11 protein-coding genes are annotated in these 13049 nt (G+C 64.9%); 5 read left to right on the top strand and 6 right to left on the bottom strand.

The features are described from left to right. Positions 1-44: 44 nt before the first annotated feature. Together waaC and BRPE64_RS10305 are read right to left on the bottom strand one after the other, a co-directional pair. Positions 45-1040, bottom strand: coding sequence for a lipopolysaccharide heptosyltransferase I (gene waaC, locus BRPE64_RS10300; protein WP_016346041.1), 996 nt, complete (start codon positions 1038-1040; stop codon positions 45-47). Positions 1041-1194: 154 nt separating this feature from the next. After that, entirely contained in the window at positions 1195-2595 is a 1401-nt protein-coding gene (locus BRPE64_RS10305) for a phosphomannomutase/phosphoglucomutase (protein ID WP_016346042.1), read from the bottom strand. Positions 2596-3061: 466 nt separating this feature from the next. Here BRPE64_RS10305 and BRPE64_RS10310 point away from each other — a divergent pair, with 466 nt between their 5' ends. From BRPE64_RS10310 to BRPE64_RS10330, 5 genes are all read left to right on the top strand, one after another. Beyond that, a complete protein-coding gene (locus BRPE64_RS10310; protein ID WP_016346045.1) occupies positions 3062-4324 on the top strand; it encodes an oligosaccharide flippase family protein in 1263 nt (420 codons plus the stop codon). Beyond that, positions 4321-5127, top strand: a complete 807-nt coding sequence (locus BRPE64_RS10315; RefSeq protein WP_016346046.1) for a glycosyltransferase — start codon at positions 4321-4323, stop codon at positions 5125-5127. The genes BRPE64_RS10310 and BRPE64_RS10315 overlap by 4 nt, the downstream gene beginning before the upstream one ends. Before the next feature lie 107 nt (positions 5128-5234). Beyond that, on the top strand, positions 5235-6374 hold the full coding sequence (locus tag BRPE64_RS10320; protein WP_016346047.1) for a glycosyltransferase family 4 protein: 1140 nt from the start codon (positions 5235-5237) through the stop codon (positions 6372-6374). 24 nt (positions 6375-6398) lie between these two features. Next, complete coding sequence (gene galE, locus BRPE64_RS10325; RefSeq protein WP_016346048.1) at positions 6399-7454, top strand: UDP-glucose 4-epimerase GalE; 1056 nt, start codon at positions 6399-6401, stop codon at positions 7452-7454. Between the two features lie 102 nt (positions 7455-7556). Continuing rightward, positions 7557-8666 (top strand): MraY family glycosyltransferase, encoded by a 1110-nt coding sequence (locus BRPE64_RS10330; RefSeq protein ID WP_016346049.1) that lies wholly within the window; start codon positions 7557-7559, stop codon positions 8664-8666. A gap of 42 nt (positions 8667-8708) precedes the next feature. On the opposite strand, the gene BRPE64_RS10335 is transcribed toward BRPE64_RS10330, so the two are convergent. The 4 genes from BRPE64_RS10335 to BRPE64_RS10350 all read right to left on the bottom strand — a co-directional run bounded on the left by BRPE64_RS10335 (position 8709) and on the right by BRPE64_RS10350 (position 12946). After that, positions 8709-9404 carry a dienelactone hydrolase family protein gene (locus BRPE64_RS10335; protein WP_016346050.1) on the bottom strand — a complete coding sequence of 232 codons (696 nt, stop codon included), beginning with the start codon at positions 9402-9404 and terminating at the stop codon, positions 8709-8711. A gap of 69 nt (positions 9405-9473) precedes the next feature. Next, positions 9474-10295, bottom strand: a complete 822-nt coding sequence (locus BRPE64_RS10340) for an alpha/beta fold hydrolase (RefSeq protein ID WP_016346051.1) — start codon at positions 10293-10295, stop codon at positions 9474-9476. Positions 10296-10618: 323 nt separating this feature from the next. After that, complete coding sequence (locus tag BRPE64_RS10345; protein WP_016346052.1) at positions 10619-11698, bottom strand: glycosyltransferase; 1080 nt, start codon at positions 11696-11698, stop codon at positions 10619-10621. Next, entirely contained in the window at positions 11699-12946 is a 1248-nt protein-coding gene (locus BRPE64_RS10350; RefSeq protein WP_044041489.1) for an oligosaccharide flippase family protein, read from the bottom strand. It abuts the gene before it with no gap. Between the last annotated feature and the right edge of the window lie 103 nt (positions 12947-13049).

The following is a 13049-nucleotide window of genomic DNA, read 5'->3' on the forward strand; positions in this document are numbered from 1 at the left end:
ATTGCCCGGGAGAGGCGCCGCCCGCGCTGAACGCGACGAACGCGCTATAGCAGACCGAAGCCCGCGAGCGCCGCTTTGACTTCGGCGAGTGTCGGATGCCGGCTCGCGTCGCCCAGATTGATGACCTTCGGCGACCAGTAGCCGCCGGTGCGCCAGGCGGTCGAGAAATTGTACAACTCGACGGTCGGCCGCTTCAGCGCCGCGGCAATATGCACCAGACCGGTATCGACGCCCACGGTCGCCGCCGCCCCGTCGATCAAACCAACCACGGCGGGCAGCGAGAGCTTCGGCGGCACGATCGCCGCCGCGCCGAATTCCTTCGCGAGCTTTTCGCTTGTCGCGCGCTCGGCGTCGCTGCCCCACGGCAGCACGATCGACGCGCCGCGCGTCACCAGCGCCTGCCCGAGCTCGATCCAGGCGGCCTCGGGCCATTGCTTGTCGGCGCGCGAGGTGGCGTGCACGAACACGACGTAAGGCACCGGCAGATTCAGGCCGAGCGCGGAGACGGCGAGCGTCGCGCGGCGCGTGTCGATGCCGAAATCGATGTCGTCGGTCATCTGCGGCTTCGGCAGGCCGAGCGCCGCCGCCACGAGTTGCCGCGTGCGCTCGACGACATGCGTGCGCGGCTCGATCGGCACGCGGCGGTCGTAGAAGAAGCGCACGGGCCATTCGAAGCCGGCACCGTCGGTGCGGTTCGCGAGCCCGACGAGCGGCCCCCGCGCCCAGCTCGCGACCCACGCGGTCTTGATAAGCCCCTGGCAGTCGATCACGAGATCGTATTTCTCGGCGGCGAGTTCGCGCCTGAACTTGCCGATTTCGCGCCAGTTGGCGGGCGATGCGAACGCGCGGCGCCAGCGCCTGAGCGAAAACGGAATCGCGCGGCGCACGCCGTGAACCAGTTCGACGAGACTCGTGAAACTTTCCTCGACGAGCCAGTCGATTTGCGCATCCGGATAGCGGCGGCGGATGTCGGCGATGACCGGCATGTTGTGAACGACGTCGCCAAGCGACGACACACGGACGATCAGGATCTTTTGCACGCTGGGAATGAGAGGCGCGGACGGCGCGAGACTAGGCAGAAAACGGGGATTTTAGCGCGGCGCGCGCCATGGAAAAGCCAAAAAGCAGCAAAAAAGCGGCGCAATCTGATTGACCGCGCCGCTTTTTTACAGACGTCGGGCGATGCCCGCGCCGTCAGAACGGCAGCTTCGCGTCCGGCTTCTCGGCCAGAATCACGCGACGGAAATCTTCCTGAATGCGTTTGAGCGCGGCATCGCTGTCGGCTTCGAAGCGCATCACGACGACCGGCGTCGTGTTCGACGAACGCGCGAGCCCGAAGCCGTCCGGATACTCGACGCGCAGGCCGTCGATCGTCAGCACGTCGTCCGCGCCGGTGAATTTGGCGTTCGCCTGCAGCTTCGAGATCAGCGCGAAGTTCTCGCCTTCCTCCAGCTTCAGTTGCAGTTCGGGCGTGGACAGCGAGTTCGGCAGATCGTTGAGCAGCTTGCTCGGATCGGCCACGCGCGAGAGGATTTCGAGCATGCGCGCGCCGGTGTACAGGCCGTCGTCGAAACCGTACCAGCGGTCCTTGAAGAACACGTGGCCGCTCATTTCGCCCGCGAGCGGCGCGCCGGTTTCGCGCAGCTTCGCCTTCACGAGCGAGTGGCCCGTCTTCCACATGACCGGCTCGCCGCCCTGCTCGCGTACCCATTTCGCGAGATTGCGCGTGCACTTCACGTCATAAATGATCTGGCCGCCCTTGTTGCGCGACAGCACTTCCTGCGCGAACAGCATCAGCTGGCGATCCGGATAGATGACCTGCCCGTCTTTCGTGACGACGCCGAGACGGTCGCCGTCGCCGTCGAACGCGAAGCCGACTTCGGCGTCGGTTTCCTTCAGCGCGCGGATCACGTCCTGCAGGTTTTCAGGATGCGCCGGGTCCGGGTGATGGTTCGGGAACGTGCCGTCGATTTCCGTGAACAGTTCGACCAGCTCGCAGCCGAGCGCCTTGAACAGCCGCGGCGCGAGCCCGCCCGCGACGCCGTTGCCGGTATCGACGACGATTTTCATCGGGCGCACCGGCTTCACGTCGGAAACGATGCGGTCGAGATACATCTGCTGCACGTCGAACTCGGTGTAGCTGCCTTCGCCCGTCGTGAAGTCTTGATCGACGATGCGCTTGTACAGGCCCTGGATCTGCTCGCCGTAGATGGCGGCGCCGCGCAGCACCATCTTGAAGCCGTTGTAGTCCGGCGGATTGTGGCTGCCGGTCACGACCATGCACGAATCCACGCGCCGCTCGCCCGCGGGCAACGGCAGCGGCACGCTCGCCGCGTAATAGCCGACGGGCGTGGGCACCATGCCGACGTCGATCACGTCGACGCCCGCCGCGCGCAGGCCGTCCGCGAGCGCGCCGACGAGTTCCGGACCGGACAGGCGTCCATCGCGCGCGACCACGACGGAATCGCCGCCCTGTTTGCGAATCTCGCTGCCGAACGCCAGACCGATGCTGCGCGCGACGTCACGATCGACCGTCTTGCCGACGATGCCGCGAATGTCGTACGCCTTGAAAATGGATTGGGAGACTTGGCTCATGAGATGGCTACCTCTTGTCTATTAATTGATGGATTCTCGGCGATGCAGCCATGAGGGCATGCAGGTCGTGACGGTTGGCGCGCCGGTGCGGTACGAAGGGCGCACGAACGACTGCCAGACGACGTATCGAATTCTGCCTATGCGTCTGTTAAAGCAATACGAATGAAACAAATGGAAGCAAATCGAAGCAAACAGCCAAAGCGACGGACGCGCCTCGGATCGCACTTATAATCGCTGTCTTTCGCGCTCTCGTGGTTGCGCACGCCGGGGACACCCCCGGTTCGAGCTTGCGCGTTCATTCTAATCCAATGCTCAAACGCTCTTTCGCCTCGATGGCTTCGAATGAGGCGCCTCCGCGCGCAAACCCACACAAATCCGACGCGATGCCGGCCGATCACGCGCAATTGCAAGCGCATCAGGCACGGATAGCACGCGCCGTGCCCGGCTGCGGCGCGGAACCGGCCGCATGAAAGCCCTGCTGCGCTCCGGCAATCCGGATGTCGCCCGCGCGCTCGCCAACATCGTCTGGCTCGGGCTCGAACGTCTCACGCAGATCGTGGTGGCCATCGTCATTTCAGGGCTGCTCGCGCGTTATCTCGGCCCCGGCGACTTCGGCAAATGGCAGTACGCGAACACGCTGCTGCTCGTGATCGCGCCGATCACCTGGGTCTGCGGGGCGGAAATACTCGTGCCGACCATCGTCAATCGTGCGCCCGCCGAAACCGGCGCGGTGCTCGGCAGCGCGTTCGTGCTGCGCATGGGCGTGTCGATCGCGGCGCTCGCGCTGACGTGGCTCTGGATCGCGGCGGGCGGCACCGATCCGCTGGTCGGGCTGATGCTCGCCGGTCTCGCCGTGACCATGCTGTTTCGCGAGCCGTTTATCGGCGTCATCAATTCGTGGCTGCAGAGTCTCACGTTCAGCAAACCGCAACTGATCGCGAGCATGGCGGCCGCCATCGTCAAGGCGGCGCTCGTCTATATGCTCGTGCGGCTCGCCGCGGGCGCCGCGAGCTTCGGCTGGCTGTGGGCGCTGGAGGCGGCGGCCATCGGCGGTGCGCTCGTGCTGTATTACATGCGCCGTCATGGCGGCAGGCTCGGCTGGCGCTTCGATCGCGCGCTGTTTTCGCATTTCACGCGCGCGGGCACGGTGTTCTGGCTCGGGCTCATCTGCATGTATCTGTTTCTGAAACTCGACCGGCTGATGCTCGCGCAACGCGTGCCGTTCGCCGAACTCGGGCTGTATTCCGCCGCGCAGCAACTGAACGAGAACTGGATCGCGCTCGCGCTGATGCTCGCGCAGACCATCGCGCCCGCGTTCGTGTATCGCGTGCAGGAAATCCCCGCGCTCAGGCGCAATCTGGTGCGTCTTTTCGCGATGACCGCCGTCCTCATGATCGCGGGCGCCGCCGTGCTCGATGCGCTCGCGGGCTTCATCATCACGCGCGTGTTCGGGCCGAATTACGCCGCCGCAGCCGGCATTTTCCGCTGGGCCGTGTGGCTGTCCGTGCCGGCGGGCATCGAGGCGATCGGCAATCTCGTCGTGCTGAAATATCAGGCGAAGTATGTGCTGTTGTCGAAATGGCTGCTGGCGCTCGCGGTTGCGTTCGCGGTGAATCTGATCGCGATTCCGCGCTTCGAGGGCTACGGCGCGCTCGTCGGGCTGGCGGCAGGTTATCTGGCGGCGGCGGCAGTGAACTTCTATTACATTCGTTTCCGGCTGCGCGCATGAACGCTCTTTCCGATGTCGCCATCCTGATGCCCGCCTTCAACGGTCAGGCCGAGGTCGAGCGCACGCTCGCGTCGTTTCGAGAAACGTCGCCGGTGCGCGTGTTGATCGTCGATGACGGCAGCACGCCGCCGATCAGCGCGCCCGTCATCGACGGCATGCATATCGAGATTCTGCGCATGCCGAAAAACGGCGGCATCGAGCGTGCGCTCGAAGCGGGCGTCGAGGCGCTTGCCGCGCGCGGCGTGCGTTATGCGGCGCGCATCGACACCGGCGATCTCGCGACGCCCGGCCGGCTCGCGAAGCAGCGCGCGTATATGGAGGCGCATCCGCGCGTGGCGGTGCTCGGCATGTGGACGCATGTCGTCTCCACCGACGGCGCGCCGCTCTTCGATCTGACGCCGCCCGCCGAACCCGCCGCGATCCGCCGCGCGGTGCTCGCGCGTACGTGCTTCACGCATCCGTCGCTGATGCTGCGTGTCGATGCGGTTATCGAAGCGGGCAATTACCGCGCGCAATATCGCGCCGCCGAAGACCTCGATCTGATCCTGCGTCTCCTCAAACGCCACGACGGCGCGAACCTGCCGGAGTTCGGCCTGTTCTACGAACTGAATGAAGGCGGCATCAGCGCAACGAAGCGGCGCACGCAGGTTTTCTCGACGCTGCGCCTGCAACTGCGCCACGCGCGCGCGACGAATCCGCTCGACTGGCTCGGCATCGCGAAGAGCATCGCGCATCTGGTGTTACCGTACCGCGTGCTGCGCGGCCTGAAGGCCAGGCTCATGAAGACCACGGCTTCGGCGTAAAGCTTTTTTGTCGAATTGTTTTTATTAAGTTTTGCGCTACGTTGAGAGCGCATGGCCGATCCGCGCTGAAGTACGCTGCGATCCAGGCCGCCCACCCTGACTTCCGGATGACGAAAGAAAAGTCGAGTCTTCGCATTGCCCTGGTCTGCAACACCGCATGGGCGATCTACACGTACCGGCGCGGCCTGCTGCGCATGCTCACCGAACGCGGCGCGCAAGTGACGATCATCGCGCCGCGCGACCGCACCTTCGAGCCGCTCATGGAAATGGGCTGCCGCTGCGTCGAGTTGCCGGTGGCGTCGAAGGGAACCGATCCGCGCGACGACCTCAAAACGCTCGCCGCGCTGTATCGCGAATATCGCGCGACGCGTCCGCATATCGTGTTTCATTACACGATCAAGCCGAACATCTACGGCTCGCTCGCCGCGATGCTCGCGCGCGTGCCCTCGATCGCGGTCACCACGGGGCTCGGCTACGTCTTCATCCAGAAGAGCCGCACGGCGCAGGTCGCCAAGCGGCTCTACCGGTTCGCATTTCGCTTTCCGCGCGAAATCTGGTTCCTGAATCAGGACGATCACGCGGCGTTCGTGCACGAGAATTTGCTCGCGCACCCGGATCGCGCGCGGCGTCTGCATGGCGAAGGCGTCGATCTCGACGAATTCGCGTTCGAGCCGCTGCCCGTGCGCGAGGATTTCGTCTTCATCCTGATCGGGCGTCTGCTGTGGGACAAGGGCGTGGCGGAATACGTGGAAGCCGCGCGGCGTCTGAAGGCGCGCTTTCCGCATGCGCGCTTTCAGTTGCTCGGGCCGGTCGGCGTCGACAATCCCAGCGCGATCAGCCGCACGGACGTGGCGCAGTGGGAAGCCGAGAATATCGTGGAATATCTGGGCGAAGCGCACGACGTGCGCCCGCTCGTGGCGGCGGCGGACTGCGTGGTCCTGCCCTCGTATCGCGAAGGCGTGCCGCGCACGCTGATGGAAGCTTCGGCGATGGGCCGCCCGATCGTCGCCACCGACGTGCCCGGCTGCCGCGAAGTGGTCGCGCACGGCGAAAACGGCCTGCTCTGCGAAGTGAAAAGCGCGGACAGTCTCGCGCAGGCGCTCGAACGCATGATGACGCTGCCCGCCGAAGAACGCGCCGCGATGGCGCAGCGCGGCCGCGAAAAGGTCGCCCGCGAATTCGACGAAAAAAATGTCGTCGAACGCTACAAGGGCACAATACACGCCATTACCGGCATTTCACTCTGATTCGAGTCTTTTGGAGAACGCACAATGAATGGCAACCAGTCGCCGGATAACGCCGCACACGCCACGAAAGGCACGATTCTCGTCACGGGCGGCGCGGGTTTCATCGGCTCGCATACGTGCGTCGAGTTGCTGAACGCGGGCTACGGCGTCGTCGTCATCGACAATCTGGTGAACAGCCGCGCCGAATCGCTCAAGCGCGTGGAGCGCATTACGGGCAAGCGCGTCGCGTTCTATCAGGACGATGCCCGCGACGATGCCGCGCTCAACCGCATTTTCGATGCGCATGCGATCACCGGCGCGATTCACTTCGCCGCGCTCAAGGCCGTCGGCGAATCAGTGGCGATGCCGATCGAGTATTACAGCAACAACATCGGCAGCCTGCTCGCCGTGCTGAAGGTGATGAAAGAGCGCGGCGTGCGCAACTTCGTGTTCAGCTCGTCCGCGACCGTGTATGGCGTGCCGCAGAGCGTGCCGATCGACGAGTCGTTTCCGCTTTCGGCGACCAATCCGTACGGGCAGTCGAAGCTCATCGCCGAACAGGTCTTGCGCGATCTCGAAGTGTCCGATCCGTCGTGGCGCATCGCGACGCTGCGCTACTTCAACCCGGTCGGCGCGCATGAGAGCGGGCTGATCGGCGAGGATCCGGCGGGCGTGCCGAACAATCTGATGCCGTATGTGGCGCAGGTGGCCGTCGGCAAGCTTGCGCAACTGCGCGTGTTCGGCAGCGACTACGAGACGCACGACGGCACCGGCGTGCGCGACTACATCCATGTCGTGGATCTGGCGCGCGGACATATTGCGGCGATCGATGCGCTGCATAAGCTGGATCGCAGCTTCGTCGTCAATCTCGGCACGGGGCAAGGCTATAGCGTGCTCGATGTCGTGAAGGCGTTCGAGGCCGCATCCGGCAAAGCCGTGCCGTACGAACTCGTGCCGCGCCGTCCGGGCGACGTCGCTGCCTGCTACGCCGATCCCGCCGCCGCCGCCGAGTTGATCGGCTGGCGCGCGGAGCACGGCATCGAACGCATGTGCGCCGATCACTGGCGCTGGCAGTCGCAGAATCCACAAGGGTTCGCTTAAGCGTTCGTGTCAGCCGCCGCGCCTCGCCCCGGCCGTTCGCCATACGATAGGTACGGTACCTGAGGTACGATTCGCGGCGGCATTTTTCACCGGTCCACGTTCATGCTTAGTTTCGCGCTTGCTTTTCTGGTCTCGCTGCTGGTGACCTTGTTGATCGTGCGCTTTGCACACTTGCAGGAAGGCGTGCTCGGCGACACCGATCTCGCCGGCGTGCAGAAGTTTCACACGCGGCCCGTGCCGCGTATCGGCGGGGTCGGCATTCTGTGCGGGCTGACTGCCTCCGCCGTGCAGTTGCGATGGGGTTATCCGGCGGTATCGGGCGGCATTCTCGGCATCATCGCGTGCGGCATGCCGGCGTTTCTCGCCGGACTCGTCGAAGACCTGACCAAGCGCGTGACGCCGCTCGTGCGCCTCGTCTGCACGATGGCGGCCGCCGGTCTGGCGTATGCGTTCCTGAACATCGCGGTGACGCGCATCAGCGTGCCGCCGCTCGATTTCCTGCTCTCCTACGCCGTTATTTCATGCACGGTGACGGTGCTGGCCGTCGCGGCGCTCGCGAACGCGGTCAACATCATCGACGGTTTCAACGGCCTGGCCTCGATGGTCGGCTTCATGATGTTCGCCTCGCTCGCCTACGTGGCGTTTCAGGTACACGATCCGGTCGTGCTGTCGGGCTCGCTCATCATGATGGGCGCGGTGATGGGCTTCTTCATCTGGAACTTCCCGGCGGGCCTGATCTTTCTCGGCGACGGCGGCGCGTACTTCGTCGGCTTCATGCTGGCGGAACTCTCGATCATGCTCGTGATGCGCAACCGCGATGTCTCCGCGTGGTATCCGGTGCTGCTCTTCATGTACCCGATCTTCGAGACGTGTTTCTCGATCTATCGCAAGAAGTTTATCCGCGGCATGTCGCCGGGCATTCCGGACGGCGTGCATCTGCATATGCTCGTCTACAAGCGTCTGATGCGCTGGGCCGTCGGCGCGAAGAACGCGCATGAACTCACGCGCCGCAATTCGCTGACGTCGCCGTATCTGTGGCTGCTGTGCCTCATCGCCGTGATTCCCGCGACGCTCTTCTGGCGGCACACGCTGCATCTGTTCTGCTTTGTCGTGGTGTTCGCGGCGACTTACGTGTGGCTGTATATCAGCATCGTGCGCTTCAAGGCGCCGCGCTGGCTCGTGTTCCGCCGGCCGCACGCGGTGAAGAAGTAAGCGAGCGCCGCCCTGCATCGGGCGGCGTTTTTTCAGGCGCGCCTACTTCAGATGCTTGCGGAAGAATTCCGCGGTGCGGCCATTGGCGAGCTGCGCGGCCGCGGCGTCGTAATGCGCGCCCTGATTGCGCGCGAACGCGTGATGGCAGCCGGGATACGTGAACGCCTCGACATTCGCGTGGCCCTTCACCGCGGCGAGCACGCGCTGGCGCGCGTCGGCGGGAATGAATTCGTCTTCTTCCGCGAGATGCACCATGAGCGGCACCTTGACCTTCGGCAGTTCGCCCAAGTACTGATCCGTGCCGCCGCCGTAATACGACACCGATGCATCGACATCCGTGCGCGCCGCCGTCAGGAACGACAGCAATCCGCCGAGGCAAAACCCGACCGAGCCGATCTTGCCCTGCACTTCCGGAAGCCCGCGCGCAAAACCGATGGTCGCCGCAATGTCTTCGACACCGGTGTTCACGTCAAACGCGTTGTAGTACTTCAGAGCCTGCTGCCATTCGGCTTCGGTGCGATCGGTAAGCTCGACATTCGGCTCGATGCGCCAGAACAGATCGGGACACAGCGCGACGTAGCCCTGGCGCGCGTACTCGTCGCAGGTTTCGCGCATGTCGCCGTTGATGCCGAATATCTCCTGCAGGACGACCACCGCGGGCGCCGGGGTTTGCACTGGATAAGCGACATAGGCGTCGAAATTGCCGTCGGGCGTGGAAATGCTGAGCATGTCGGACATGGAGTCTCCTTCGTGGATGGCAACCTCACGGCGGCCCGCCGCCACACGTCAGACGGGCCGCGCGCCAGACTACGACTCGATGAACGCCAGCAAATCGGCATTCACCTTGTCCGCCTCGACCGTGCACATGCCGTGCGCGCCGCCGGGATAAACCTTGAGCGTCGCGTTCTTCACGATCTTCACCGCCTTCTGCGCCGCCGCGCCAATCGGCACGATCTGGTCGTCGTCGCCGTGCAGGAAGAGCGTCGGCACGTCGAACTTTTCGAGGTCGGCGGTGTAGTCCACTTCCGAGAACTGCTTGATGCACTCGTAGTGGCCCTTGATCCCGCCGCGCATGCCTTCGAGCCAGAACAGGTCCCTCACGCCCTGCGAAATCTTCGCGCCCTCGCGGTTGTAGCCATAGAACGGCAGCGTCAGGTCCTTGTAGAACTGCGAGCGGTCGGCGGCGACACCTTGTCTGATGCCGTCGAACACGTCGATCGGCAAGCCTTCCGGATTCGCTTCCGTCTTCAGCATGAGCGGCGGCACCGCGCCGATCAGCACCGCCTTCGCGACGCGCTTCGTGCCGTGACGGCCGATGTAATGCGCCACTTCCCCGCCGCCCGTCGAATGGCCGACGAGTGTCGCGCCGGTCACGTCGAGCGCGTCGAGGAGCGCGGCGAGATCGTCGGCGTAGGTGTCCATGTCGTTGCCCTCGGACGGCTGATCCGAGCGTCCGTGGCCGCGCCGGTCATGCGCGATCACGCGATAACCGTGGCCCAGCAGAAATAGCATCTGCGCGTCCCAGGCGTCGGCGTCGAGCGGCCAGCCATGCGAGAACACTACCGGCTTGCCAGTGCCCCAGTCCTTGTAATAGATCGACGTGCCGTCCTTCGTCTTGATCGTGCTCATCGTGTGTGATGTCCTCGGCTATCCAGCAGTTGGGAAAACGACTCGTCCGGACCGGCGCAACGACGCGCAACGCCCGCGCACGACCGGCAGTCGAAGTGTGAAACATCTGTGTGACGGTGAGACGTGGGCTTCTGGCGAGCCCCGCGCGTCCGGGCGGATGCGATCACAAAGCATGCGATACGCTCGCGGCGCGCCTTGCCTGAAACCTGGAAATGGCGTGAAGCGCAGCTATTCGAAGCGGCAAGAACCTATTTGATACGCGAAAAACGACGCGCACGCCAGCATTGAATCGCCTGGCGACGGCAATGGATGTCAGGCGGCGCTTATACCGGCGCGGCGCGCGGCATCGGCCGCGTCACCTCGCGCGCGACGGCGAGATAACGCGCGGCCGTATCGGCCAGCGTGAGGCCGCCGAGCGGACGTTGCGAACGCGGCTCCGACAGCGCGAGCACGAGGGCATCGGCATAGGCTTGCGTGTCGTCGGGATCGCACAGATGCACGCCGGGGAAATCGGCGGCGAAGCTGAACGGGCGAATCGTGCTCGCGACCACCGGCACGCCCGAGGCGAGCGCCTCCAGAAACGCGATGCTGTGCCCTTCCGAGCGCGACGGCATCGCGAAAACGTTCGACGAGAACAGCAGCTCCGCGATATCCGAGCGCGGACCTTGCAGACTCACGCGCCCGGTGAGGCCGAGCTTGTCGACGAGATCGCGCACCGCCGCGTGATACGCCGGGTCCTCGATCACGCCGCACAAGAGGAGCCGCGCGTCCGACACGCGCTCGACGACCTGCCGGAACGCATGCACAGTCGACAGTTGATTTTTCACCGACGTGTACCGGCCGATCTGCACGATCTGCGCGCCGTCCGCCGCCTGCGTGCGCGTGCGCATGCCGAAGCGCGACATGTCGACGCCATTGGGGATCAGCGTCATCGCCGGATGACGGCCGACGGCGCCCACGTAATCGTCGATATTGCTCGGCGACACCGCGATCACCGCGCGCGCCCGGCGCGACAGCAGCCGCTCGACGCGGCGGAACAGCGAACGCTCGAAGTCGTTGGTGGCCGAGTGCATCACATAGACGACGGGCACCGCGAGCGGCATCGTGCGTGCGTAGAAAGCGGGGATCGTCGCGTGCGCGAACAGCACGTCCGGGCGAAAGGCCCGGATCGTCCGATAGAGATTCCACAGCTTGCCGAAGCGGCCGTACATGCGCTCAGGAAAGAGACACTGCACGCCGTTCGCGACGAGTTCCGCCTTCAGCGCCGTGAAGTCGTCATGCGCGGGCGTGAGCGAGGCGACCGCCACCGTTTCGCCGCCCTTTTGCTGATGAATCGCCAGGTCCTTCGCCAGCACTTCCGCGCCCGACAAACGCGGCGCCAGCACGAGGTGAACTATGCGCATTCACGCCTCCCTCACGATGCGAAACAGCATCCAGCCCGCGGCCGAGCCGAGGCCCACTGTCATCGCCCAGGCGATGCCCGTCACGCCCCACAGATGCATCGCCACCGGCACGGTCACGCACAGCACGATGGCCTGGATGATCGACGCGTGCGTCGCGACCTTCGGCATGCCGGCCGCGCGCAGCCACGACACCAGCACGGCGATGATCGCGCCGATCGCCATGTTGATGACGAAGATCCTGAAGAGCGGCACGGCGCTCAGCCACGCCGGTCCGAGCACGAGATTGAAGAGCGGCTCGGCCGCGAAACGCAGCACGATCACGAGCAGCGCGAGCCCGGCGGCGGCAAGCAGCAGATAACGGCGAAACAGCTTGCGCGCGCCCTGCACGTCGCGGCGATGATGCTCGGCGAAGGTCGGAAAGAGATATTGCGACATCGCGATGGCGGCGTCCGCGAGCAGCATCTGCGCGAGCTTCGACGACATCTGATACGCGCCGAGCTGCAGCGGCCCGAGCAGCTTCGCGACGACCACCTTGTCGAACTGATTCAGCAGAAGATTGACGACGCTGCCCGCCCAGATCCAGCGGCTGAAGTTCACGTAATGACCGATGCCCGAAAACGACAGACGCAGCGGCGGGCGCGGCGACATCGTGGTCCAGGTGAGCACGGTCTTGAGCAACTCGCCCGCGACGAGGCCGATCAGCACGGAATACGCGCCCGCGCCCGAGAGCGCGCACGCGAGACCGACGGCGCAATCGGTAAAGGCGGCGGAAGTTTCGACGCCCGCGAGCTTCTGGAAGCCGCGCTGGCGCGTAACGATGAAATACGCGGGCGATGCGACGCCGCGCAGAATCGGCAGCACGGCGGCGAGCAGGATCAGGCCGACCGCGCCGTTCAGATGGAACTGACTGCTCATGAACGGCGCGAGCGCGGCGAGCAACAGGCCGATCAGAAGCCCGCGCATGGCGAGCGTGGCCAGCACGGCGCCGAGTTCGTTTTGCGTGGGCGCGTCGTGCCCCTGGACGACGGCCTGCGCGAGCCCGGTATCCGACAGCGATTCGGCGATGGCGACCGCGAGCAGCGCGATGCTCACCGCGCCGATGGCCTCGGGCCCGAGAATCCGGCCGATCGCGAGAAACTTGACAGCTACGAAGCCGCGCACGACCACTTGTTGCAGGAGCACCCAGAACGCCGCATCGTGCTCGAATCGCGCGCGCGCCGGTAGAAAAGGAAGCCGGACCGATCTCACTCAAATTCCCCGCGCAACTGACATTTCCATTCGTGGCGCGGCGATATGTCGGTATCGCGCGCGGACCACCTTGCGGGCCGTTTCGCCGCCATGTCCGGACGAC

It is taken from the genome of Caballeronia insecticola (assembly GCF_000402035.1).
In the GTDB taxonomy this organism is placed as follows: Bacteria; Pseudomonadota; Gammaproteobacteria; order Burkholderiales; family Burkholderiaceae; genus Caballeronia; species Caballeronia insecticola.

Coding starts and splice junctions, on each gene's coding strand:
- BRPE64_RS10305 (WP_016346042.1), bottom strand. CDS start 2,595: ATGAGCCAAGTCTCCCAATCCATTTTCAAGGCGTACGACATTCGCGGC.
- BRPE64_RS10310 (WP_016346045.1), top strand. CDS start 3,062: ATGAAAGCCCTGCTGCGCTCCGGCAATCCGGATGTCGCCCGCGCGCTC.
- BRPE64_RS10315 (WP_016346046.1), top strand. CDS start 4,321: ATGAACGCTCTTTCCGATGTCGCCATCCTGATGCCCGCCTTCAACGGT.
- BRPE64_RS10320 (WP_016346047.1), top strand. CDS start 5,235: ATGACGAAAGAAAAGTCGAGTCTTCGCATTGCCCTGGTCTGCAACACC.
- galE (WP_016346048.1), top strand. CDS start 6,399: ATGAATGGCAACCAGTCGCCGGATAACGCCGCACACGCCACGAAAGGC.
- BRPE64_RS10330 (WP_016346049.1), top strand. CDS start 7,557: ATGCTTAGTTTCGCGCTTGCTTTTCTGGTCTCGCTGCTGGTGACCTTG.
- BRPE64_RS10335 (WP_016346050.1), bottom strand. CDS start 9,404: ATGTCCGACATGCTCAGCATTTCCACGCCCGACGGCAATTTCGACGCC.
- BRPE64_RS10340 (WP_016346051.1), bottom strand. CDS start 10,295: ATGAGCACGATCAAGACGAAGGACGGCACGTCGATCTATTACAAGGAC.
- BRPE64_RS10345 (WP_016346052.1), bottom strand. CDS start 11,698: ATGCGCATAGTTCACCTCGTGCTGGCGCCGCGTTTGTCGGGCGCGGAA.